This is a genomic window from Vibrio astriarenae (assembly GCF_010587385.1).
GTDB classification, from domain to species: domain Bacteria; phylum Pseudomonadota; class Gammaproteobacteria; order Enterobacterales; family Vibrionaceae; genus Vibrio; species Vibrio astriarenae.
This window is the reverse complement of the sequence record NZ_CP047475.1, coordinates 2799744-2820462: the sequence shown is the minus strand read 5'-3', so window position 1 is coordinate 2820462 and position 20719 is coordinate 2799744. Positions and strand designations below refer to the sequence as shown.

Here is a 20719-nt window from a genome sequence, read left to right as displayed (position 1 = left end):
CTTGAGTTTAGGCTTAAGCACCAGGTGGAATGGCCAAGCTATCGGCTATCAACTGGATAAGCTGGTCTTCTTTCTCAAACCTCAAAGTCATGATCTCACCTACCTTAGATAAGTCGTCGTCAAGATTATCCAAGTTCGTCTCTTCATTGGTGTCTGCATAGAGATCAGTAAAGCCCAAAAGAGGTTCGGTGGTTAGGACAATCTTGGCATAAGACTCATCGATCTCTTCGGTGGCCTCAAAACCGGTCGCTCGCCACTTATCCATGACCATATCGTAGATTTTGAAATGGCCCTCAGAGATGTAGTCAACAAGGTGTTGACAGAAGTTCTGCAACTCATCAGAGGTGGGGAGTTGTGACAACCCTGGGGTGTTTGAAGACGGTTGTAGGTTAGCGAGCTTGCAATACTCGACGATAAGCGACTGTCGCGTCTCTAACCAGTGGTCGATGACTTCGCTTGAGCCACCCCATTGTGCTTGTGTTTGTTTGAATTTGTTTAGCATACGCTTGCCCTCTAGCTTGGATCACCAACAAGGAGACCGATTTCCTTTGTTCCAACAGGCATCTTGTTATCGATACCGATGCTATTTCTTGTTGAGTCAAAGACCCTAGCAACAACTGAGTTTTATATATTTGGTATGAATTTAGATTGCCAGTAAAATGGTGATTCTGCAAGCGATGAGGTGCACGGATGTTAAAAAATCGTGATATAAATGAAGCAAGTTTCGTCAGTTGGATTGTGGTGAAAGACAGCACAATCTGGCTGCAAGATGGCAAGTTGCCAGAAGGTACAGCTAGTGAATTTAACTTACCCATAGAAAATGCACGACATTTGGGGGATTTTCAGGGTAAACCTTACTATTGGCTAAATGAAGTAGATGTTAGTGAATCATTGGATATGGTTTCACTAAGGGATTGTTTAGATTTTCCTGAGCCCTTATTTCTTCTTATGAGTAAGGCTATTCAGTTTGGGCACATGACTCAATCCATGCGTTATTGTCCAATCTGTGGTGGTCGAAACCATCTTAACAATAATCAGTTGGCGATGCAGTGTGGTGATTGTCGTACCTTACATTATCCACGAATATTCCCCTGTATTATTGTTGCCGTGAGAAAAGACAACCAAATTCTATTGGCGCAGCACCCAAGACATCGCAATGGCATGTATACCGTGATTGCGGGGTTCTTAGAGGTAGGGGAAACGCTAGAACAGTGTGTGGCTCGAGAAATTAAGGAAGAAACTGGCATAGATGTGACCAACATTCGCTACTTCGGCAGTCAGCCTTGGGCGTTCCCATCAAGTATGATGATGGCGTTTCTCGCTGATTATGCGGGAGGAGTGGTTAAGCCTGATTATCAAGAGTTGTCAGACGCCAACTGGTTTGGGGTCGATGACATGCCTGAGGTAGCTCCACAGGGAACGATTGCTCGCGCTCTGATTGAGAAAACACTTGATGACATCAAATCCACATCTCATGGCTAAAAAAAACCCTCCGAGAAGGAGGGGGTAAGTAAGATGTCGTTATGAGATACCGAGTTTCATAAACTCTTTATAATTGTAATTTTCGCTAGCAAACAAATATTTAACACTGATCGGAACTGGGTGCAAATTAAGCAATGTGTTAAAAGTAAATAACTTGATCCAGGGCGCAAAGCGTTGCGCTTTTTTGAACTGAACAGTGTTAAAATAACTTGGATAAAAACAGTCTATATTGGGAAGAAGTAATGACAGAATTAAAGAACGATCGTTATCTACGTGCGCTACTTAAAGAGCCTGTAGATTACACACCTGTGTGGATGATGCGACAGGCGGGTCGTTATCTACCAGAATATAAAGCGACTCGCGCTCAAGCGGGCGACTTTATGTCGTTGTGTAAGAACGCAGAGTTAGCTTCTGAAGTCACTCTTCAGCCTCTACGTCGCTTCCCACTAGACGCTGCGATTCTATTTTCAGATATCCTAACCATTCCTGATGCAATGGGTTTAGAGCTGCGCTTTGCCGCGGGTGAGGGCCCAGTCTTTGATAAGCCGATTGCATGCAAAGCGGATGTGGAGAAGATTGGCCTGCCAGATCCAGAGGGTGAGTTGCAATATGTCATGAACGCGGTGCGCCAGATTCGTAAAGACTTGAATGGTGATGTGCCGCTGATCGGTTTTTCAGGTAGCCCTTGGACGCTAGCTACCTATATGGTTGAAGGTGGCAGCTCAAAAGCATTCACTAAGATCAAGAAGATGATGTACGCAGAGCCACAAACCCTGCATCTGTTGCTTGATAAGTTGGCTGACAGTGTTATCGAGTATCTTAATGCACAGATCAAAGCCGGTGCTCAGTCTGTGATGGTCTTTGATACCTGGGGTGGTGTACTGACTCCGCGTGACTACAACCTATTCTCGCTGCAATACATGCACAAGATTGTGGATGGTTTGATTCGTGAGAATGATGGTCGTCGCGTACCGGTAACGCTGTTTACTAAAAACGGTGGCATGTGGCTTGAGCAGATTGCAGCGACAGGTTGTGACGCAGTAGGCCTAGATTGGACCATCAATATTGCTGACGCAAAAGCACGTATCGGCGATAAAGTGGCACTGCAAGGCAACATGGATCCATCTATGCTGTATGCTTCTCCAGAGCGCATCCGTGAAGAGGTCGCGGGCATTCTAGAAGGGTTCGGTGATACAGGTACAGGTCATGTGTTCAACCTTGGTCATGGCATTCACCTAGATGTACCACCTGAAAATGCGGGTGTATTCGTGGAAGCGGTTCACGAACTATCAAAGCCTTACCACAAGTAATTTCTTTTACGCCCGACGTTGCTCGGGCGTTTTTATATTTGATTTTCAAACGGTTTGTTCCTAGAGAAAAGATAACGACCGAGAAAACACTCTTGGTTAAGATTCGACATAGACTAATACCCCCATTAAATGCGGATAAAGAGAATGAAAACACGGGACAAAATTGTACTTGCTGCCCTTGAGCTATTTAATGAACATGGTGAGCGCACCATTACCACTAACCACATTGCTGCCCATATTGATATCAGTCCAGGTAACCTCTACTACCATTTCCGCAACAAGCAAGAAATCGTGCGTGAAATATTCCTGAACTATTCCCATGAACTACTAGAGCGCTTTGAGCCAGTTCAAGAGCAATCTGAGAGCCTTGTACTACTTAAGCAATACCTGGACTCTATTTTTACCTTAATGTGGAAGTACCGCTTCTTTTACGCCAACCTTCCAGACATTCTTCAGCGTGACAGTTCGCTGCATGGGGACTACATCGCCGTGCAAGCAAAGCTTCAAGCGAACTTGAAGAACATTATGCGCACGTTTCTATCATTAGGACTTATTGATGTAACAGAGGAAGAAATACCCAACTTTGTAACCTCTTTGCATTTGATCGCGAGCAGTTGGTTAGCGTACCGTTCAGCTATGAATGCTGATGAGAAGATCACAGAGCAAGTGGTGCATCAAGGTATGTTGCAGATGATTTTTATTGTTAAGCCAGTAGCTACAACTTTAGGTAAAGAACAGCTGCAAATGCTCGAAGACGGTATTCTTGCTAAGCACAGTGATTAGGCTAGTGCTCACGGGGTGGTTTACAGATAAGAACATGGTAAAGCACCGAGGCAGGTTCTTTGCCATGCATGAAGAGGTTATAGTGAACAACTGGCTAATTTAGCCAGCTTGTTGGGTTGTAGGTCTTACTATTGCGGCGTAGCTCAAAGTAGACCGACGCCTGGCTTTGTCCGCCAGTGTCGCCAGCAAGGGCAATCGCTTCTCCGGCGGCCACTTTATCCCCTTCCTTTTTCAACAGCGTTTGGTTAAAGCCGTATAGCGTCATATCTCCCTTGCCGTGGTCAAGTAATATCACGAGTCCATAGCCACGTAAGTAATCCGCAAAGACGATCGTCCCCGGATAGACAGCATTAACCTTTTGTCCATAATTGGCGTCGATGACAACACCCTTCCAGTCGATTTGCCCCGCTTGTTTACTGCCGTAGCGATGTAACACTTTGCCTTTGACTGGCCAAGGGAGTTTGCCTTTTTGTTTGGCTAGTCCATCCATAGGCACTGCTGCGCGTTTTGCTGCTTTAGCGATCTCGGCCTGAAGGCGAGTTTCATTGCGCTGGAGCTCAGCAAGATAGAGTTGATCTGACGAGATGCTTTTTTGAATCTTGCCGATGGTACCTTTACGCTGCTTTTGGCTACTTGCCAGTGTTTGCTGCTCTTTTTTCTGCTGCTCAAGTAGGGCGGTGATCTGATTTTTTTCAGCTGACAGTAGCTGTTTCGATTGGTTGAGCTCTTGGTAGGTTGTTTCGAGCTCAGCAATCGCGGCTGAACGTGCTTTCGCGATATGCTGAAAATACTGACTGATGCGATCTTCATCGGCATCGGTGCCAAGAATACTGGCGGGCGCTTTGCCTTTTTGTGTCATGTAGTAGAGTTTAAGTAACTCTGCTAACTGGGCACTTTGTGCTTCTCTTTGCTGATCGAGTTGAGCAATACGCTGATTAAGCGCCGTGATCTTCTGGTTCGTTGCCGTGAGAGATTGCTGTGTTTGACGAATCTTTTGCTCACTGGCGTTAATCGCAAGCTCTTGCTGTCTCAGTGATTGCTGGAGTTTGTCGAGCTCTTTTTGTTGATTTCCTAGGGATTTTTGCTGGCGACTGATCTCTGATTTCACCCCTTTTAGCGCATCCTGAGAGTTGGCAAGCGTCTGAGGTGAGTTGATAAGAGCAAGGGTAGCCATAGCTAAGCCTAGCCAAGTTGAGCGCAATTTGACTCGAAGAGAGACGGTCATACAGACAGCAATCCTTACTAAATGAACGAGAAGTGAGTATACCTAAAGACAGCTAATATTGGCGTCAAAGTGCTGAAAAAAGCAATAAAAAACCCTAGCACAGAGGCTAGGGTTTGAAGTCAGTCGTTGGTTAAGTTGAGATTACTTAACGAGAACGTCACCCGACATTTCTGCTGGGATCTCTAGACCGGTTAGTGACAGCATCGTTGGTGCTAGGTCAGACAGTTTACCGCCTTCTTTGAACTCAACTTCTTTGTCACCGATGTAGATTAGAGGTACAGGTAGGTTCGTGTGCGCAGTGTGCGTGCCGCCTGTTGCAGGATCTACCATCATCTCAGCGTTACCGTGGTCAGCAGTGATCAGCATTTGGCCGCCAACTTCTTTGATCGCATCAACGATTTGACCAACGCTTGCATCTAGAGCTTCGATTGCCTGCTCAGCCGCTTCGTAAACGCCAGTGTGACCAACCATATCTGCGTTCGGGTAGTTACAGATGATCGTATCGTACTTGCCTGATTTGATCGCTGCGATCATTTTTTCAGTCAGTTCAGCAGAGCTCATCTCTGGTTGTAGGTCGTATGTCGCCACTTTTGGAGAAGCAACAAGCTGACGCTCTTCACCTTCAAATTCGTTTTCAACACCACCGTTGAAGAAGAAGGTCACGTGTGCGTATTTCTCTGTTTCAGAAATACGTAGCTGAGTTTGACCTTGCTTAGATAGCCACTCACCGTATGTGTTTTCTAGCGATGCTGGTGGGAATGCCGTTGCTAGTGGGATGTCAGCAGCGTATTGCGTTAGCATCACGAAGTTGATTGCTGGGAATACAGCACGCTCGAAGCCATCAAATGCTGGAACGAATGCACGAGTGATTTGACGCGCGCGATCAGCACGGTAGTTCATGAAGATAACTGCATCGCCATCAACGATAGCTGCGTCTTCTTGACCTTCTGCTTTGATTGCTGTTGCTTTAACAAACTCATCGTTTTCGTCACGAGAGTACGCCGCTTCTAGACCGGCTACTGCTGAATCGAAAGTGAACTCTGCTTTGCCTTGAGTTAGAAGGTCGTAAGCAACTTCAACGCGATCCCAGTTGTTGTCACGGTCCATCGCGTAGTAACGGCCTACAAGAGAAGCCACACGGCCTTTGCCCAGTTTAGCGAATAGGTCTTGGAAGCGTTGTAGAGAGTTCTCTGCGCTGCGTGGTGGCGTGTCACGGCCGTCAAGGAAGCAGTGTAGGTAAATCTTCTCAGCACCGCGCGCAGCAGCCATTTCAACCGCAGCGTAGATGTGATCTTCGTGAGAGTGTACGCCACCTGGAGACATTAGACCCATGATGTGTACCGCTTTTTCAGCTTTTACTGCAGCGTCGATTGCTTCAACTAGCGCTGGAGTTTGTGCAAACTCGCCATCAGCGATAGATTTAGTAATACGAGTTAGGTCTTGGTATACAACACGGCCTGCACCGATGTTTGTGTGACCTACTTCTGAGTTACCCATTTGACCGTCAGGTAGACCTACGTCCATGCCCGAAGCAGAAATTAGAGTGTTTGGATTGTTTGCCAGTAGCGCGTCCATTACAGGTGTTTTCGCGTTAGCAATTGCATTGCTTGCGGTATCTTCACGGTGACCGTAACCGTCAAGAATAACTAGAGCCATAGGCTTCTTAGCAGACATAGTATTGACCTCGTCAAATAGTAAAAATTTTCAGTCGGATGACCTTGAAATAAATTAGCGTAATTTTACTACACTTTTAACCCAAAACTGTAGGCTAAGATCAAATTATCGCCGCCTCTTGAGCGAGAAATTTCTCTATATAACAACATTTTTGGTGAGTCTATCCAGGTTGTTACCGCCATCATTGATGATAAACCGTAAGATATAAAGCATATTGTAGCTATTGATTTGATAGGTCGTAGTTATATGTTCCAAATTAGTAGACCAAAAGTGCCGTGCCACTAACGGCAAGCAATGCCCCTATCCACGCGTAGCGATTTGGTCGTTGTTTGGTATAAATCCATAACAGAGGCAAGAGCATCACAGGGGTAGTGGACGACAGTAGTGCAACCATGCCGACATGACCATCTTTTAGGGCATAGAGAATAAGGGTCATTCCCACTGCCATGGCGATGAATCCGTTGACCGCAGTGATCACGAAGATACGACGATTCATCGGCTGAGTCGCTTTGGCAATTTTAGCTCCAGTTAAGCGAAACAGTGAGTGGGCGACAAAGGCCGAAATCATACGCATCGCTGAGGAGGCGACAGGGTCAATGTCCGTCATCATCACAGGTTTAGCGATAATACCCCCCAGGGCCTGACACAAGGCGGCAAGGAGCCCCAATCCAATGCCAAGGCTAAGCGACCCAGAAATTTGCTCCAGTTTCGAGTTGGAAGGTTTTTTACGTCCAAAGAAGATGGCACCGGCAACGCCAAAAAATACCAACAATGAGCCAGCGAGCTCAAGGCTGGTCATGGTCTCGCTGAAAATGAAATAACCTAAGATGACCGAAAACACGGCGTGACATGAGAATAACAGACCAGCCTGACGCGGCCCCATGCGATTAAGGCAAGCAAACAAAGCGGTATCGCCGATGAAGATCCCGATGAGTCCCGAGAGCACCATAGGAGTCACTGCCTCTGTAGTGACGGTAGCCCAACCGCCGGTATAGAGCGCCATGGACGTAAGAATGATGGACGTACAGCCCATTCTCCAACGGCTGTAGGCGAAAGTGCCTAAATGTGCTGCTGGAGTGACAGACATTAAGCTTGCCACTGCCCAAAGAAAGGCGGCGGCAAGTGCTAACCATTCGTATCCCATCTCTACCTCTAGAGCGATGAATTAAGAGGGGGATACTATGCCCGAGATTATTCGAGGGATAAATAGTTTAGGTGAATATCCATACTGCTAGATAGACAATCGCTAAACCAATGACACCCATGATTAATCCCGTTTTCGCCATATCTTTACTCTCAATGAGGCCAGTTGAATAGGCCAGTGAGTTTGGCGGGGTGGATACTGGAAGAATCATACCGAGAGAGGCGGAGAAGGCGACAACCACAAGCAGCCCTTGGATACCACCAACCGCAACGATGCTGTCCATTGATGCGCCAATCGCGGCAGCAATGGGCATGAGCAGGTTAGCCGTCGCTGTATTGGACATGAAGTTCGCCATCAACCAGCATACAATAGAGAGTGAAATCAGCACTGCTGCAGGTGATAAACTGTCATAAGGAATCGTATGCGCTAAAGATTCCGCCAGTCCGGTTCTGTCTAACCCAAGGCCAATGGCGATACCACCCGCAACCAACCACAGCACATCCCAGTTGATAAGTTTGAGCTCTTCTTTGCCCATAATGCCTGTCAGGGTAAAAACGGCCAATGGGATCACTGAAACCACATAGGTGTTCATGCCATGCAGTTGAGTCGTCATCCACAGCAAGATGGTCACGGCGAAGGTGGCGTAAACCACCCATGCGCGCCAGCTTTGTTCGAACTTACCACTTAGGTTGAGAACCAGCTTATCTTTCGAGCTAGGGAAGAGTTTTTGTAGCAAGAACCAAGCAATCGTGAGCTGAATGATCACGAAGGGTAAGCCCATCATCATCCAGGACAAAAAGTTTATCGTGTTTTCACCGGTAAGGTACTGAAGTGCGATGGCATTAGGTGGGGTACCAATCGGCGTAGCAATACCACCGGTGTTTGCGGCTATGGGAATACACAATACCAATGCTTTGATGCCGAGGTCGCCTTTGGGTGCAGCCGCGACAATAGGGCCGAGTAGGGCAAGCATCATCACCGTTGTTGCGGTATTGGACATGAACATGGAGAACACTGCAGTGATCAGCATCAGTCCAAGCATGATAAAGGCGGGTTTGGTGCCGAAGGGTTTTAGCAGTACGCGCGCTAAGTTGTTATCAAGATTGTACTTAGAGGCGGCAATCGCCAGGGAAAAACCACCCATAAATAGGATGATGATTGGGGAAGAGAACGCACTGAATATGTCGGTGTACGACATCAGTTCACCAAGTTCTACTGTACTGTTGTCGGCTCGAAATAGATGCAATCCCTTGTCTGATATCATGACCAGCTGCAGGGCAATAATGAGAATGGAAGTGGCGAATACTGGAACGGGCTCAAAGACCCATAGTAGGGCAGCAAGGAGGAAAATTGCTAGCAATCGGTGTTGAATAATAGTCAGCTCGGCAATCGGAATTACCTCGGTGGGTAATAGCAAAATAAAGAGAGGAATTGCCAAACAAATGAGCAGCTTAATCATTGAAGCAGAAAAACGAACAACCATGTTACCTATCCACTGAAATCAAAATCTTTGATTAGATTACAGTAGGTTAGATGAAGGTTCATCGAGCCGGATTTAATTATGAGAAGCCTATAATTACAATCAATCGATACTTTGTTTTAGGTCAAAATATCAACAGGCTGTAATGATTTTGTCCAGGGTTGAGTATTCGATCGACCAATAACAAAAAACCTCGCCGAAGCGAGGTTTATCTATTCGTTTAACAGCTCACGCTATTTCTTGTGTGCGTACGCTGTGCCCATCACGGTTGGCACCGTGTTTTGCATAGATTCATCAAACTTAATCGCGTCTTTTGCAAACAAGTTGATCACTGTTGAGCCTAGCTTAAAACGTCCCATTTCTTCGCCTTTTTCAAATGAGACCGCATTTTCACCTTCGGCAGGATAATCCCAGCGGTAAACCGTGTTACCACGCGGCGGAGTCACTGTACCTGCCCAAGTCAGTTCGATGCTGCCGACAATGGTTGCACCAACAAGTACTTGCGCCATAGGGCCAAATTCCGTGTCAAAAATACACACAACGCGCTCGTTACGTGCAAACAAGTTTGGCACGTTTTCCGCGGTGAGTGGGTTTACTGAAAACAGATCCCCTGGTACGTAGATCATTTGGCGCAATGACCCTTTGCATGGCATGTGTACACGGTGATAGTCACGCGGAGAAAGGTAGAGCGTTGCAAACTCACCATCCGTAAACTCTTGAGCCAGCGCCTCGTCACCACCAAGCAACTCTAACGCAGAGTAGTTGTGGTTTTTGGCTTGGATCAATTGACCATTTTCGATTGGACCAAACTGGCTAACACAAGCATCCGCTGGGTGTGTGATGACGTTGTCACCCTCAACAACAGGTCGCATGCCTGGTTTAAGCTCGCGAACAAAGAACTCATTGAAGGTCTTAAAGTGTTTTGGATCAGAGTGCAGCGCCTCGTCCATGTTGACTTTGTATTGCTTGATGAACCAGTTGATGATCGTGGTGGTCAAGCTGCCTGCTTTTGCTGAAGCGAGTTTACCGACTAGACGCGTCAATGCGTGTTGTGGAAGCCAGTACTGCAATCCAACTTTAAGTTTATCCATCATGGTAATCCAATCTCGTTAATTTTAATCATGTTTTGGGCGCGAGATGTTACTCAAACTCCGCTCAATTGTCAGCCACAAAAGTGTGTCGATTGTGACTGAGTTCGTTTTATAGGTCGGCTTTTTTGTTACGCGAATACTGACGATTCGCTTTGCCTTCCGCCATACTTTCGAGAATACGATGGTAGTTATCAAAGCGCACTCGGTTAATGTGCCCATCTTGAACCGCTTGCTGCAAGATACAGCCTGGGTCGTCTTGGTGCTTACAGTCTCTAAATTTGCATCCACCTAAGTATGGACGAAATTCAACAAAGGCTTTGGTGATCTCTTCGGCTTCAAGGTGCCATAGACCGAACTCACGAACACCTGGAGAGTCAATAAGGTCGCCGCCACTTGGAATATGGTAAAGGCGAGCCGCTGTCGTGGTGTGTTGACCTAAACCTGAATTCTCTGATACCGCCCCTTCTTCTACTTCCAAACCTGGCATCAGTGCGTTGACTAGGCTAGATTTTCCTACGCCAGATTGTCCGACAAAGATATTAATGCGATCAGTAAGCTCGGCTTCAAGCTCTTTGATCCCTTCGCCTGTTTGCTTACTCACAAACATCACTTTGTAGCCGATGCGCGAGTACTCATTGAGGAGTTCGGTATATTTCTCACGATCTTCTGCTTCTAGTAGGTCGATTTTGTTGAGGACGATCAGTGGCGCGATCTGCAGTGTTTCAGCAGCGACAAGGTAACGGTCGATGATATTGAGAGACAGCTCGGGAAGAACAGATGACACAATGATCATCTGGTTGACGTTTGCAGCGACTGGTTTTAAGCCGTCGTAATAGTCAGGACGAGTCAATACTGACGTTCGAGGCTCCACGGCTTCTACGACACCTGAAATACCGTCCATCGATTCTAGTCCGGCACGCCAAAGAACCTGATCGCCAGATACGAGACTCTCGATACCACGACGCAGGTTACAACGATGCACTTTTTTAGTTTCACTATCTTCAATGTCGGCATGCTGACCAAAGCGAGTAATGACTAAACCGGTTTTAACGCTGCCCAGCATGGTCTCATCCCACTGGACGGTATCTTGTTGCTTGAGCTTACGTTTCTGGTTGCTTCTTACACGTCTCACCTGACCTTTTGTCAGCTTTTTCTTTTTCGCCACTTTAACTCTCTAAATATCATGTGACCAAGTTAGAGTCGCTTTGGCGCTCTATCTTGAGGATCTTAATTTGGGTATAGTACCTTTTTTACGTGCAAACAAATAGGCAGCAGAACTATGTCTTTCAGTGATCAGAACTTAATTTGGGTTGATCTGGAGATGACAGGGCTCGATCCTGAAACTCACAAAATCATCGAAATCGCTTCAATCGTTACAGACAGTGAACTCAACATCTTGGCAGAAGGTCCTGTTTTAGCAGTAAAACAGCCACAAGAAGAGCTTGATAAGATGGATGACTGGTGCACCAACACACACACTGCAAGTGGGCTGGTGGACAGAGTGAAAGCAAGTGATGTTGATGAAGAGGACGCGGTTCGCCAAACGATCGAGTTTTTAGAAAAGTGGGTTCCCAAAGGAAAATCGCCGATTTGTGGCAATAGTATTGGCCAAGATCGTCGTTTCTTATACAAGCACATGCCAAAACTGGAAGAGTACTTTCATTACCGCTATCTGGATGTGAGTACCTTAAAAGAGCTCACCCGCCGCTGGAAGCCAGAAGTTTTAGACGGTTTTTCTAAGCAGGGTACACACCTCGCATTAGATGATATTCGAGAGTCGATTGCAGAGCTGAAATACTATCGTCAAACGATCTTTAAGATCTAATTGCACTTATTCGATTAAAATCACACCGTTACCTTAGCGGTTTGCGTGCTTTTTCATCACATAGATCAAAAATGAATTATTTTTTGAAAAAGCACTTGCATCACAAAAAAATGCTCTTATAATTCGCAGCCCTAAACGACGGAAACGTTGTTGAAAAGCGACACTAGCTCAGTTGGTAGAGCGCAACCTTGCCAAGGTTGAGGTCACGAGTTCGAACCTCGTGTGTCGCTCCAAATTTAAAGCTTTCATTGTGCTTAACAATGACTTAGATGGACGCGGGGTGGAGCAGCTTGGTAGCTCGTCGGGCTCATAACCCGAAGGTCGTCGGTTCAAATCCGGCCCCCGCAACCAAATTTAATCAATAGCATTAGCTGTTGATATGCGACACTAGCTCAGTTGGTAGAGCGCAACCTTGCCAAGGTTGAGGTCACGAGTTCGAACCTCGTGTGTCGCTCCAAATTTAAAGCTTTCATTGTGCTTAACAATGACTTAGATGGACGCGGGGTGGAGCAGCTTGGTAGCTCGTCGGGCTCATAACCCGAAGGTCGTCGGTTCAAATCCGGCCCCCGCAACCAAATTTAATCAATAGCATTAGCTGTTGATATGCGACACTAGCTCAGTTGGTAGAGCGCAACCTTGCCAAGGTTGAGGTCACGAGTTCGAACCTCGTGTGTCGCTCCAAATTTAAAGCTTTCATTGTGCTTAACAATGACTTAGATGGACGCGGGGTGGAGCAGCTTGGTAGCTCGTCGGGCTCATAACCCGAAGGTCGTCGGTTCAAATCCGGCCCCCGCAACCAAATTTAATCAATAGCATTAGCTGTTGATATGCGACACTAGCTCAGTTGGTAGAGCGCAACCTTGCCAAGGTTGAGGTCACGAGTTCGAACCTCGTGTGTCGCTCCAAATAAATAGCTTTCATTGTGCTTAACAGTGACATTGCGACACTAGCTCAGTTGGTAGAGCGCAACCTTGCCAAGGTTGAGGTCACGAGTTCGAACCTCGTGTGTCGCTCCAGATTACAGTTCTCATTGTACTTAACAATGACATTGCGACACTAGCTCAGTTGGTAGAGCGCAACCTTGCCAAGGTTGAGGTCACGAGTTCGAACCTCGTGTGTCGCTCCAGATTGCAGTTCTCATTGTACTCAACAATGACATTGCGACACTAGCTCAGTTGGTAGAGCGCAACCTTGCCAAGGTTGAGGTCACGAGTTCGAACCTCGTGTGTCGCTCCAGATTTTAGTTTTCATTGTACTTAACAGTGACATTGCGGCACTAGCTCAGTTGATTGAGCGCAACCTTGCCAAGGTTGAGGTCACGCCTTTCTGTTTATGAATAGGGAACCTCGTGTGTCGCTCCAAATAAGTAGCTTTCATTGTGCTTAACAATGATTATCGGACGCGGGGTGGAGCAGCTTGGTAGCTCGTCGGGCTCATAACCCGAAGGTCGTCGGTTCAAATCCGGCCCCCGCAACCATTTCACTCCCCTGAAATCCGATAAAGCTCTTTCTTCATGCTGTGAAGCATAATCCCCCAAAAGATATGAAACTTGATTACAAGCTAATCAGGTTCTTTTTTGTCTGTGTAAAATTCATTACATTTACCTTTCTATCGGTTGATGGAAGGGCGTTTCCCTATTCAATTCACAGAGTTATCCACATAGTATTAATTGTGGATAAGTTAGTGAATAATTAAGATCATTCCTTAAACATCAAGCCTCAATTCAGGATCATTAGTTTCCGAATGAAAAGCCCAATTTCAATGCCTTAAAATAAGTTATTGATTTTTAATGAATTTAATGGGAATTAATAAATATTAGAACTAAGTAACTTGACAAGATTATCTTGGTTTTTTGATCTTTGTCATTTTTTCTTGATGTGGCTAACTTTCATTTTCATAGGAAATTTTCTGAACTGGGAAATATTTTCCACAAAGTCAGCTTTTTAGAGCTGAGTCAAAAAATGTGCAGCTATTTCATGAAACCTAAGCATCACGAGGTAGCCCTTTTTCGACAATTCGGATAAGTCTCTGTTTCTTTCTATCTAGGTTAGGTGTTTGTGCTGCTGCCACTTGTTGTTGCTTGATGGCCCAGTTTAGATGCTCATCAAGTGTAGTGCTGATGCCAAGACGTGCAGTGAGTGCGGGGATGTATTTATCGTCATAGGGAGCGTTGCCAATAGCGATAGCGATATTTCTCAACCATTGAGTGTGGCCAATTCGACGAATAGCACTTCCTTGCATCCGGTCTAGAAATTCTTGTTCAGTCCATGCAAACAAAGTCAGTAAATCAGCATTATTGAATTCACTGCGTCGATGGAAGTCTGTGTGTTGTGTAACCTCAGCTTCTCGATTCCAAGGACAAACCAGCTGGCAATCATCACAACCGTAGATGCGATTGCCTATTGCTTGACGAAGTTCTTCTGGGATAACACCGTCATATTCAATGGTGAGGTAGGAGATACAGCGGCGAGAATCCACCACCTTATCATCAACAATCGCCTGAGTCGGGCATGACGTCATGCACGCAACGCAATGACCACATTCGTTGTCCACCCCTGCATGATCAATAGGCAAAGCAAGGTCAATCAGTAACTCTCCCAAAAAAAACCACGAACCAGAGTCTTTATTTAATAGTAGTGAATGCTTGCCTACCCAACCTAGACCTGCTTTTTCGGCAAGGGGACGCTCAAGGATTGGAGCAGAGTCTACAAAAGGTCGATATCCTAATGCATCGACTTCTTGCTCTATTTTCTGAGCAAGTTTTTTAAGTTGGTTGCGAACGAGTTTATGGTAATCACGTCCGAGGGCATAGCGGCTAATATAACCAGAATGGGTGTCTTTTAAGTTAGAAGCAAATTGGGCTTCTGGGGGAAGGTAGTCCATACGAGCGCTTATGACTCGTAGTGTTCCAGGTAGCAACTCTTCTGGTCGGGCACGCATCATGCCGTGTCGAGCCATCCAGTCCATATCACCGTGGTAGCCTTTATCGAGCCAGTTTTTCAGATAGCTTTCATGCGCCTTGAGATCGATGTCAGTTATTCCAACTTGATCAAAGCCTAGCTCTTTACCCCAAAGTTTGATGTTGTTAGCTAGTTCTGAAAGGTTCATTATGGTCTGCTCCTTTTGGCGGGCGCCGATCCTAGCGGATCTTAAGTCAAAAGAACATTAAAAAATACGCAAAGATCAAAGTTGTCTGTCAAATAATCTGCGTTTTACTATTTCCTTATGATTGAATTATATATACTTGAATTTTAGACAGCTTTTATTTCGGTGGTGAAGCGCCTTTGCTTTCCATAAAGATCGCCGAAAATAACACACTAAGTATTGCCAGAATCAAATGATTTCAAAGACATTTTTACTCGAAGATGAGCAAGCGACGATTAAGCTAGGCGATCATCTTGCTCAATGCTGTACCCAGCAAACAACGATCTATCTTCACGGCGATCTTGGCGCAGGTAAGACGACCTTTAGCCGAGGGTTTGTTCGATCTCTAGGCCACGTTGGCAATGTGAAAAGTCCAACCTATACGTTGGTTGAACCTTACCAGCTTGCGGATTGGATGGTTTACCATTTTGATCTCTACCGTTTGGCCGACCCTGAAGAGCTCGAATTTATGGGCATTAGAGACTATTTTACTGATGATGCGATCTGTTTGGTTGAGTGGCCAGAAAAGGGCGAAGGCATGCTGCCAGAGCCAGATCTGCACATCGACATTCGATATGATGGTGAGCAGCGTCAAGCGACATTGAGAGCCATGACAGTGTATGGAAACAAGTTAGTAGAACAGATGGAGTTAGCTGAGTAAATCGCTATGTGGAGACGTGGTTTTTCCTTATTACTGCTATTAGCAATGATGCCAATGGCAGTGCTAGCCAATGTGCTGGAGAGTATTCGAGTTTGGCCATCGCCAGAAGAGACTCGTGTCGTCATTGACCTGAAATCTGAAGCTGTTCATAGCTATTTCACCTTGAGTAGCCCTGACCGTATTGTTGTTGATCTCAAAGACACCACTTTATCGACAAAGCTGCCTGTGAATGTGACGGATAGCCCGGTATTGAAGCGTATACGTAAGAGCTCTCCACCCGAATCAGGTACGTTTCGACTTGTATTTGAGTTGAAGGAAAAAACTACCCCCTCAGTATTTAAGCTTGCCCCTACTCCTGGTGGGCAATACGGTTACCGCTTAGTGGTCGATATGCCACACGCCACGAAAAAGCCACCTGCTCAACCGAGTTCAAGCGCCACGCAAGTCAGTCGTGATGCCTCACAGCTAAGTGGTAATGCTGATATCGTGGTCGCCATTGACCCAGGACACGGTGGTGAAGACCCTGGCTCTATTGGTCCTACTAAAAAATACGAGAAACACGTTACTTTAGCGATCTCCAAAAAGCTTGCAGCGAACATCAACGCGATTCCCGGGATGCGCGCGGTTTTAACGCGTCAGGGAGATTATTTTGTTAACTTAAATCGCCGCTCTGCGTTAGCTCGTGAGAAAGGCGCTCACCTTCTGGTTTCCGTTCACGCGGATGCTTTCCATACACCACAGCCTCGTGGGGCGTCAGTGTTTGTTTTGAATACCCGACGAGCCAACTCTGAGCTTGCCAAATGGGTCGAGAACCACGAAGAACAGTCTCAGTTGCTTGGTGGTGCAGGAGAGCTTCTAGCGAATAACAACACCGATAGAAATGTCAGCCAAACGTTGATTGATATGCAGTTCCAGTTTTCACAGCGTGAGGGCTATAAAGTCGCGACGAAGATCCTCAATGAGATGGGTAAAGTGGCCCGTCTGCATCAGAAAAAACCCGTTAACGCGAGCCTTGCGGTACTCAAATCACCAGATATCCCATCGGTTCTAGTAGAAACGGGCTTTATCTCAAACCCAACTGAAGAGCGCCTGTTATTCCAGCGTGAGCATCAAGATAAACTGGCACGCGCTCTTTCCACGGCCATTGTTCAGTATTTTGAGAATAATGCGCCTGAGGGGACCTTGTTTGCGAATCAAAGCAAAACGATTAAGCACAAGGTGCAAAGAGGGGAAAGCTTATCGGTTATTGCGAATCGTTATGGCACATCGGTGAATGCTATCCGCAACGCGAACAACCTAAAGAGCAATAGCTTGGCAGTTGGTCAAATGCTATCGATACCGGCAACGAATCGAGCAGGTCAGGTTGCGGCAAGTGGCGCTCCTGCTACCCAGACTAAGACGATTACTCACACGGTTAAAAAAGGCGATTACTTGGGCAAGGTTGCACAGCAGTACAAGGTGTCTGTTGCCGCGATTAAGCGTGAGAATAATCTTAAGTCAGATACCCTAAAACTCGGTCAGAAGCTGAAGATCACTGTGGCAGCATCGAGTAGTTCACCGACTGTTCAGACCAAGACCATCACTCATACTGTTGGCAAGGGAGATTACTTAGGTAAGGTCGCGCAACAATATAAGGTCTCCGTTGCTGCGATTAAACGAGAAAATAACCTCAAGTCGGATACGTTAAGACTGGGTCAGAAGCTAAAGATAACCGTGAGTGTTAAGGATATACCACCGAGAAAGCATACGGTTAAGCGAGGTGAGTTCCTCGGTAAAATAGCCAATCAGTATGGGGTGTCGGTATCAAGTATTCGTTCCGCCAATAACTTGCGCTCTGACCAATTGGCGGTCGGACAAGTATTAACTATCCCGAATAAGTAGAAGAAATGACGATTAAGATTTTACCTGCTCGACTTGCCAACCAAATTGCCGCTGGTGAAGTTGTGGAGCGACCAGCGTCGGTTGTAAAAGAGCTGGTGGAAAATAGCTTAGACTCGGGTGCGACTCGTATTGATATCGATATTGAGAAGGGTGGCGCCAAGATGATCCGTGTCCGTGATAACGGTAAAGGGATCCCTAAAGATGAGCTTGGTTTGGCCCTTAGTCGTCATGCTACATCGAAAATCCACACATTAGATGACCTTGAAGCGATCATCAGTTTAGGCTTCCGTGGCGAGGCGCTCGCCAGTATCAGCTCCGTTGCAAGACTGACGTTGACGTCACGACCGACAACGCAAGAAGAAGCGTGGTCGTGCTATACGGAAGGCCGCGATATGGAGGTGAAGCTTCAACCTGCCGCCCATCCAGTTGGCACATCCGTGGAGGTGCTGGACCTTTTCTTCAATACACCAGCACGACGCAAATTTCTTAAAACGGAAAAAACAGAGTTCACGCACATTGATGAGCTTTTAAAGCGGATTGCACTTAGTCGCTTCGATGTCACGATCAACTTACGCCACAATGGTAAGATGATCCGTCAGTACCGAGCGGCGAAAACAGAGTCTCAAGCAGAAAAGCGTATTGCTGCCGTGTGCGGGGCCGCTTTTGTCCGCTCAATGCTTAAAGTCGAATTGGAACATAATGATCTCAAGCTTCACGGGTGGATTACGACCCCGGAGGGCGCAAGGCAGCAAAGTGATCTTCAGTACTGCTATGTCAATGGCCGCATGATGCGAGATAAGCTCATTAATCACGCGATCCGCCAAAGCTATGAGACAACATTGCGCCCAGACCAATTTGCGACTTATGTGTTATTTATTGAAATCGACCCGCACCAAGTGGACGTTAACGTTCATCCTGCCAAGCATGAAGTTCGCTTTCATCAGGCAAGGCTGGTTCATGACTTTATCTATCAGGCTTTAGCTGGTGCGCTAGCGCAGAGCCTAAATATTGATGAACGTAAGCCGACAGAGTCAGCGTTTCATCATGGTGAACAAGCCCAACCGACGGTGAATGATTCATCGGTAGAAAAACAACTTGAGCGAGCTGTCAAAAACACGCCCGCATACCCCAATAAGGCACCGCTATCTCAACCTTCTGAGGTCGGTGAGAGTAGAGCGAGTCATGAATGGCAATCACAAAGTCGTGCTAGCGCCAAGATGGGCGGGAGTGCTCGTGAACGTGCGCCAAGCGCTTCACCGAGCCATCGAGAGGTGCAAGCTTATCAGCAGCTAATGCAGACCCCTCATTCGGTCAGTGATAGCAAGCCAAGACCTTCCTCTGCCGCTGAGATTGACCGTACTGAGGCCGCGAGTGCACCAGCAAGGGTAAGCCAGCATAAAGCGAGAGAATTTGGTAAGGCAGTGTGTGTTGTTGAGCAGCAGTACCTATTGACTCAATATGATGGTCACTGCTTCATGCTCTCTATTCCAAGAGCGGAGTGGTGGAAGCAATATGGGCAATTGACGCCGCAACAAGGCCCTTTGACGATGCAACCACTGTTGATCCCGCTTGCGATTAAGGTTGATGCCGAGTCGCATCAGATCCAACAACAGATCCAGCCTTTGCTCCTTAAGCTAGGGATCAAAATCGTCGAAAAGGATAAGACGACGCTTATGGTCATGGCAGTGCCTCAACCAATGAGACAACAAAACCTTCAACAACTGATTCCGGATCTGTTATCGTACGCGGCTCAAAAATGTCAGACAAATGATCCTCAATCACTGGAAATGATAACCAAATGGCTAGCAAATCAGGTGACAGTTGAGAAACCTAGCTACACTTTATCTGAAGCAGTGCAAATTTTAGGGGAACTAGAACAGCTCTGGCATGGTCAATTACCTTTAGACGATTCTAATCTTATGATTAGTATCGACTTTACCGATACGATTTCTGCGTTTAAGTTATGAATGAAAAATTACCATTAGCACTGTTCTTAATGGGGCCGACGGCCTCGGGCAAGACAGATTTAGCCATCCGATTGAGACAGCGTTTTCCTGTAGAAATTATCTCAGTGGACTCGGCATTGATTTATCGCGATATGGATATCGGTACCGCCAAGCCAGATGAGAGAGAGCTTGCGTTAGCACCTCATCGTTTGATCGATATATTGGATCCAAGTGAAGCTTATTCGGCTGCTGATTTTCGACGTGATGCACTCAAAGAGATGGCAGATATTGTCGCCCAGGGTAAGATCCCGCTTCTCGTCGGGGGCACAATGCTATACTACAAGGCACTATTAGAGGGGTTATCACCTCTTCCTGCTGCCGATCCAGAGATTCGATCACAATTGGAGCAAGAAGCGAAAACGTTGGGCTGGCAAGCGATGCATGATCAACTTCGAGAGATCGATCCTGTATCAGCCGAAAGAATTCACCCTAATGATCCACAAAGATTGTCTAGGGCATTGGAAGTTTATCGAATTTCAGGTAAAACTCTTACTGAGTTGACAGCGACAAAGGGAGAGCCACTTCCTTATCGCGTCAAACAGTTTGCAATAGCTCCCAAGGATAGGGCAGAGCTCCATCGTCGTATTGAACTTAGATTCGACAAAATGATGGAAGCAGGGTTCGAGCAAGAGATGAAAGGGCTATATCAGCGTGATGATCTCCACCCGGATCTTCCTTCTATTCGTTGCGTCGGTTATCGACAGATGTGGGACTATTTGGACGGGAATGCTACGCTCGAGGAAGCGAAATTCCGCGGAGTGTGTGCGACTCGTCAATTAGCCAAGCGACAAATCACCTGGTTGCGCAGCTGGGATGATCTGACTTGGTTGGATAGCGAAAATGTTGATCTCGCTTTAGAAACTCTCTCGCAGGCAATAGCCAGCGATTGATTTTACTGTGTATAATATTTTTGCTTTTGCGCGAAAGATCATTCTTACTTAGTGAGAGTGGTCACTTGAAACTGTTTAGCTCAGATGCATAAAGCAGCGCAAATCATTGCAAAGCACCACTAG

General features: G+C 46.5%; 16 protein-coding genes and 12 tRNA genes. 20 read left to right on the top strand and 8 right to left on the bottom strand.

Annotated features, from left to right (window positions below):
- Positions 1–13 precede the first annotated feature (13 nt).
- The gene (gene rsd / locus GT360_RS13125) at positions 14–502 is read right to left on the bottom strand and encodes a sigma D regulator (RefSeq protein ID WP_164649285.1); all 489 of its coding nucleotides are present in this window, start codon (positions 500–502) and stop codon (positions 14–16) included.
- A 188-nt stretch (positions 503–690) separates the two neighbouring features.
- On the opposite strand from rsd, the gene nudC reads away from it, so the two are divergent.
- The 3 genes from nudC to GT360_RS13110 all read left to right on the top strand — a co-directional run bounded on the left by nudC (position 691) and on the right by GT360_RS13110 (position 3575).
- On the top strand, positions 691–1482 hold the full coding sequence (gene nudC / locus GT360_RS13120) for an NAD(+) diphosphatase (protein WP_164649284.1): 792 nt from the start codon (positions 691–693) through the stop codon (positions 1480–1482).
- Between the two features lie 242 nt (positions 1483–1724).
- A complete protein-coding gene (gene hemE, locus GT360_RS13115; RefSeq protein ID WP_164649283.1) occupies positions 1725–2792 on the top strand; it encodes a uroporphyrinogen decarboxylase in 1068 nt (355 codons plus the stop codon).
- 144 nt (positions 2793–2936) lie between these two features.
- A complete protein-coding gene (locus GT360_RS13110; RefSeq protein WP_164649282.1) occupies positions 2937–3575 on the top strand; it encodes a TetR/AcrR family transcriptional regulator in 639 nt (212 codons plus the stop codon).
- Between the two features lie 94 nt (positions 3576–3669).
- Here GT360_RS13110 and GT360_RS13105 read toward each other — a convergent pair whose 3' ends face one another.
- The 6 genes from GT360_RS13105 to rsgA all read right to left on the bottom strand — a co-directional run bounded on the left by GT360_RS13105 (position 3670) and on the right by rsgA (position 11354).
- Entirely contained in the window at positions 3670–4800 is a 1131-nt protein-coding gene (locus GT360_RS13105; protein ID WP_164649281.1) for a murein hydrolase activator EnvC family protein, read from the bottom strand.
- A gap of 141 nt (positions 4801–4941) precedes the next feature.
- Positions 4942–6474, bottom strand: coding sequence for a 2,3-bisphosphoglycerate-independent phosphoglycerate mutase (gpmM, locus tag GT360_RS13100; protein ID WP_164649280.1), 1533 nt, complete (start codon positions 6472–6474; stop codon positions 4942–4944).
- 256 nt (positions 6475–6730) lie between these two features.
- Complete coding sequence (locus GT360_RS13095) at positions 6731–7618, bottom strand: DMT family transporter (RefSeq protein WP_164649279.1); 888 nt, start codon at positions 7616–7618, stop codon at positions 6731–6733.
- Positions 7619–7685: 67 nt separating this feature from the next.
- Positions 7686–9101, bottom strand: coding sequence for an SLC13 family permease (locus GT360_RS13090; RefSeq protein WP_164649278.1), 1416 nt, complete (start codon positions 9099–9101; stop codon positions 7686–7688).
- Between the two features lie 230 nt (positions 9102–9331).
- Positions 9332–10189: an archaetidylserine decarboxylase gene (gene asd / locus GT360_RS13085; protein WP_164649660.1), complete on the bottom strand. Its 858-nt coding sequence runs from the start codon at positions 10187–10189 to the stop codon at positions 9332–9334.
- Between the two features lie 109 nt (positions 10190–10298).
- The gene (rsgA, locus tag GT360_RS13080) at positions 10299–11354 is read right to left on the bottom strand and encodes a small ribosomal subunit biogenesis GTPase RsgA (protein WP_164649277.1); all 1056 of its coding nucleotides are present in this window, start codon (positions 11352–11354) and stop codon (positions 10299–10301) included.
- Between the two features lie 114 nt (positions 11355–11468).
- Between rsgA and orn the strand changes: the two genes are divergently transcribed.
- The 13 genes from orn (at position 11469) to GT360_RS13015 (ending at position 13491) form a co-directional block, all read left to right on the top strand.
- The gene (gene orn, locus GT360_RS13075) at positions 11469–12014 is read left to right on the top strand and encodes an oligoribonuclease (RefSeq protein ID WP_164649276.1); all 546 of its coding nucleotides are present in this window, start codon (positions 11469–11471) and stop codon (positions 12012–12014) included.
- Between the two features lie 157 nt (positions 12015–12171).
- Positions 12172–12247: transfer RNA gene (locus tag GT360_RS13070), tRNA-Gly, on the top strand.
- A gap of 41 nt (positions 12248–12288) precedes the next feature.
- Positions 12289–12365 (top strand) — tRNA-Met (locus GT360_RS13065).
- 30 nt (positions 12366–12395) lie between these two features.
- Positions 12396–12471, top strand: a tRNA-Gly gene (locus tag GT360_RS13060).
- A gap of 41 nt (positions 12472–12512) precedes the next feature.
- Positions 12513–12589: transfer RNA gene (locus GT360_RS13055), tRNA-Met, on the top strand.
- Positions 12590–12619: 30 nt separating this feature from the next.
- Positions 12620–12695, top strand: a tRNA-Gly gene (locus GT360_RS13050).
- A gap of 41 nt (positions 12696–12736) precedes the next feature.
- Positions 12737–12813, top strand: a tRNA-Met gene (locus GT360_RS13045).
- A gap of 30 nt (positions 12814–12843) precedes the next feature.
- Positions 12844–12919, top strand: a tRNA-Gly gene (locus tag GT360_RS13040).
- 35 nt (positions 12920–12954) lie between these two features.
- Positions 12955–13030 (top strand) — tRNA-Gly (locus GT360_RS13035).
- 34 nt (positions 13031–13064) lie between these two features.
- A tRNA-Gly gene (locus GT360_RS13030) sits at positions 13065–13140 on the top strand.
- A gap of 34 nt (positions 13141–13174) precedes the next feature.
- A tRNA-Gly gene (locus tag GT360_RS13025) sits at positions 13175–13250 on the top strand.
- Positions 13251–13284: 34 nt separating this feature from the next.
- Positions 13285–13375, top strand: a tRNA-Gly gene (locus GT360_RS13020).
- A gap of 39 nt (positions 13376–13414) precedes the next feature.
- A tRNA-Met gene (locus GT360_RS13015) sits at positions 13415–13491 on the top strand.
- Positions 13492–13997: 506 nt separating this feature from the next.
- Here the strand turns inward: GT360_RS13015 and queG are convergent.
- Complete coding sequence (gene queG / locus GT360_RS13010) at positions 13998–15122, bottom strand: tRNA epoxyqueuosine(34) reductase QueG (RefSeq protein ID WP_164649275.1); 1125 nt, start codon at positions 15120–15122, stop codon at positions 13998–14000.
- Positions 15123–15351: 229 nt separating this feature from the next.
- On the opposite strand from queG, the gene tsaE reads away from it, so the two are divergent.
- The 4 genes from tsaE to miaA are packed head-to-tail and all read left to right on the top strand — an operon-like array spanning position 15352 to position 20596.
- Complete coding sequence (gene tsaE, locus GT360_RS13005) at positions 15352–15819, top strand: tRNA (adenosine(37)-N6)-threonylcarbamoyltransferase complex ATPase subunit type 1 TsaE (protein WP_164649274.1); 468 nt, start codon at positions 15352–15354, stop codon at positions 15817–15819.
- A 6-nt stretch (positions 15820–15825) separates the two neighbouring features.
- Positions 15826–17700, top strand: a complete 1875-nt coding sequence (locus GT360_RS13000) for a LysM peptidoglycan-binding domain-containing protein (protein ID WP_164649273.1) — start codon at positions 15826–15828, stop codon at positions 17698–17700.
- A gap of 5 nt (positions 17701–17705) precedes the next feature.
- Positions 17706–19667, top strand: a complete 1962-nt coding sequence (gene mutL, locus GT360_RS12995) for a DNA mismatch repair endonuclease MutL (RefSeq protein ID WP_164649272.1) — start codon at positions 17706–17708, stop codon at positions 19665–19667.
- Positions 19664–20596 (top strand): tRNA (adenosine(37)-N6)-dimethylallyltransferase MiaA, encoded by a 933-nt coding sequence (gene miaA / locus GT360_RS12990; RefSeq protein WP_164649271.1) that lies wholly within the window; start codon positions 19664–19666, stop codon positions 20594–20596. Before mutL ends, miaA begins: the two co-directional genes overlap by 4 nt.
- The last annotated feature ends 123 nt before the right edge of the window (positions 20597–20719 follow it).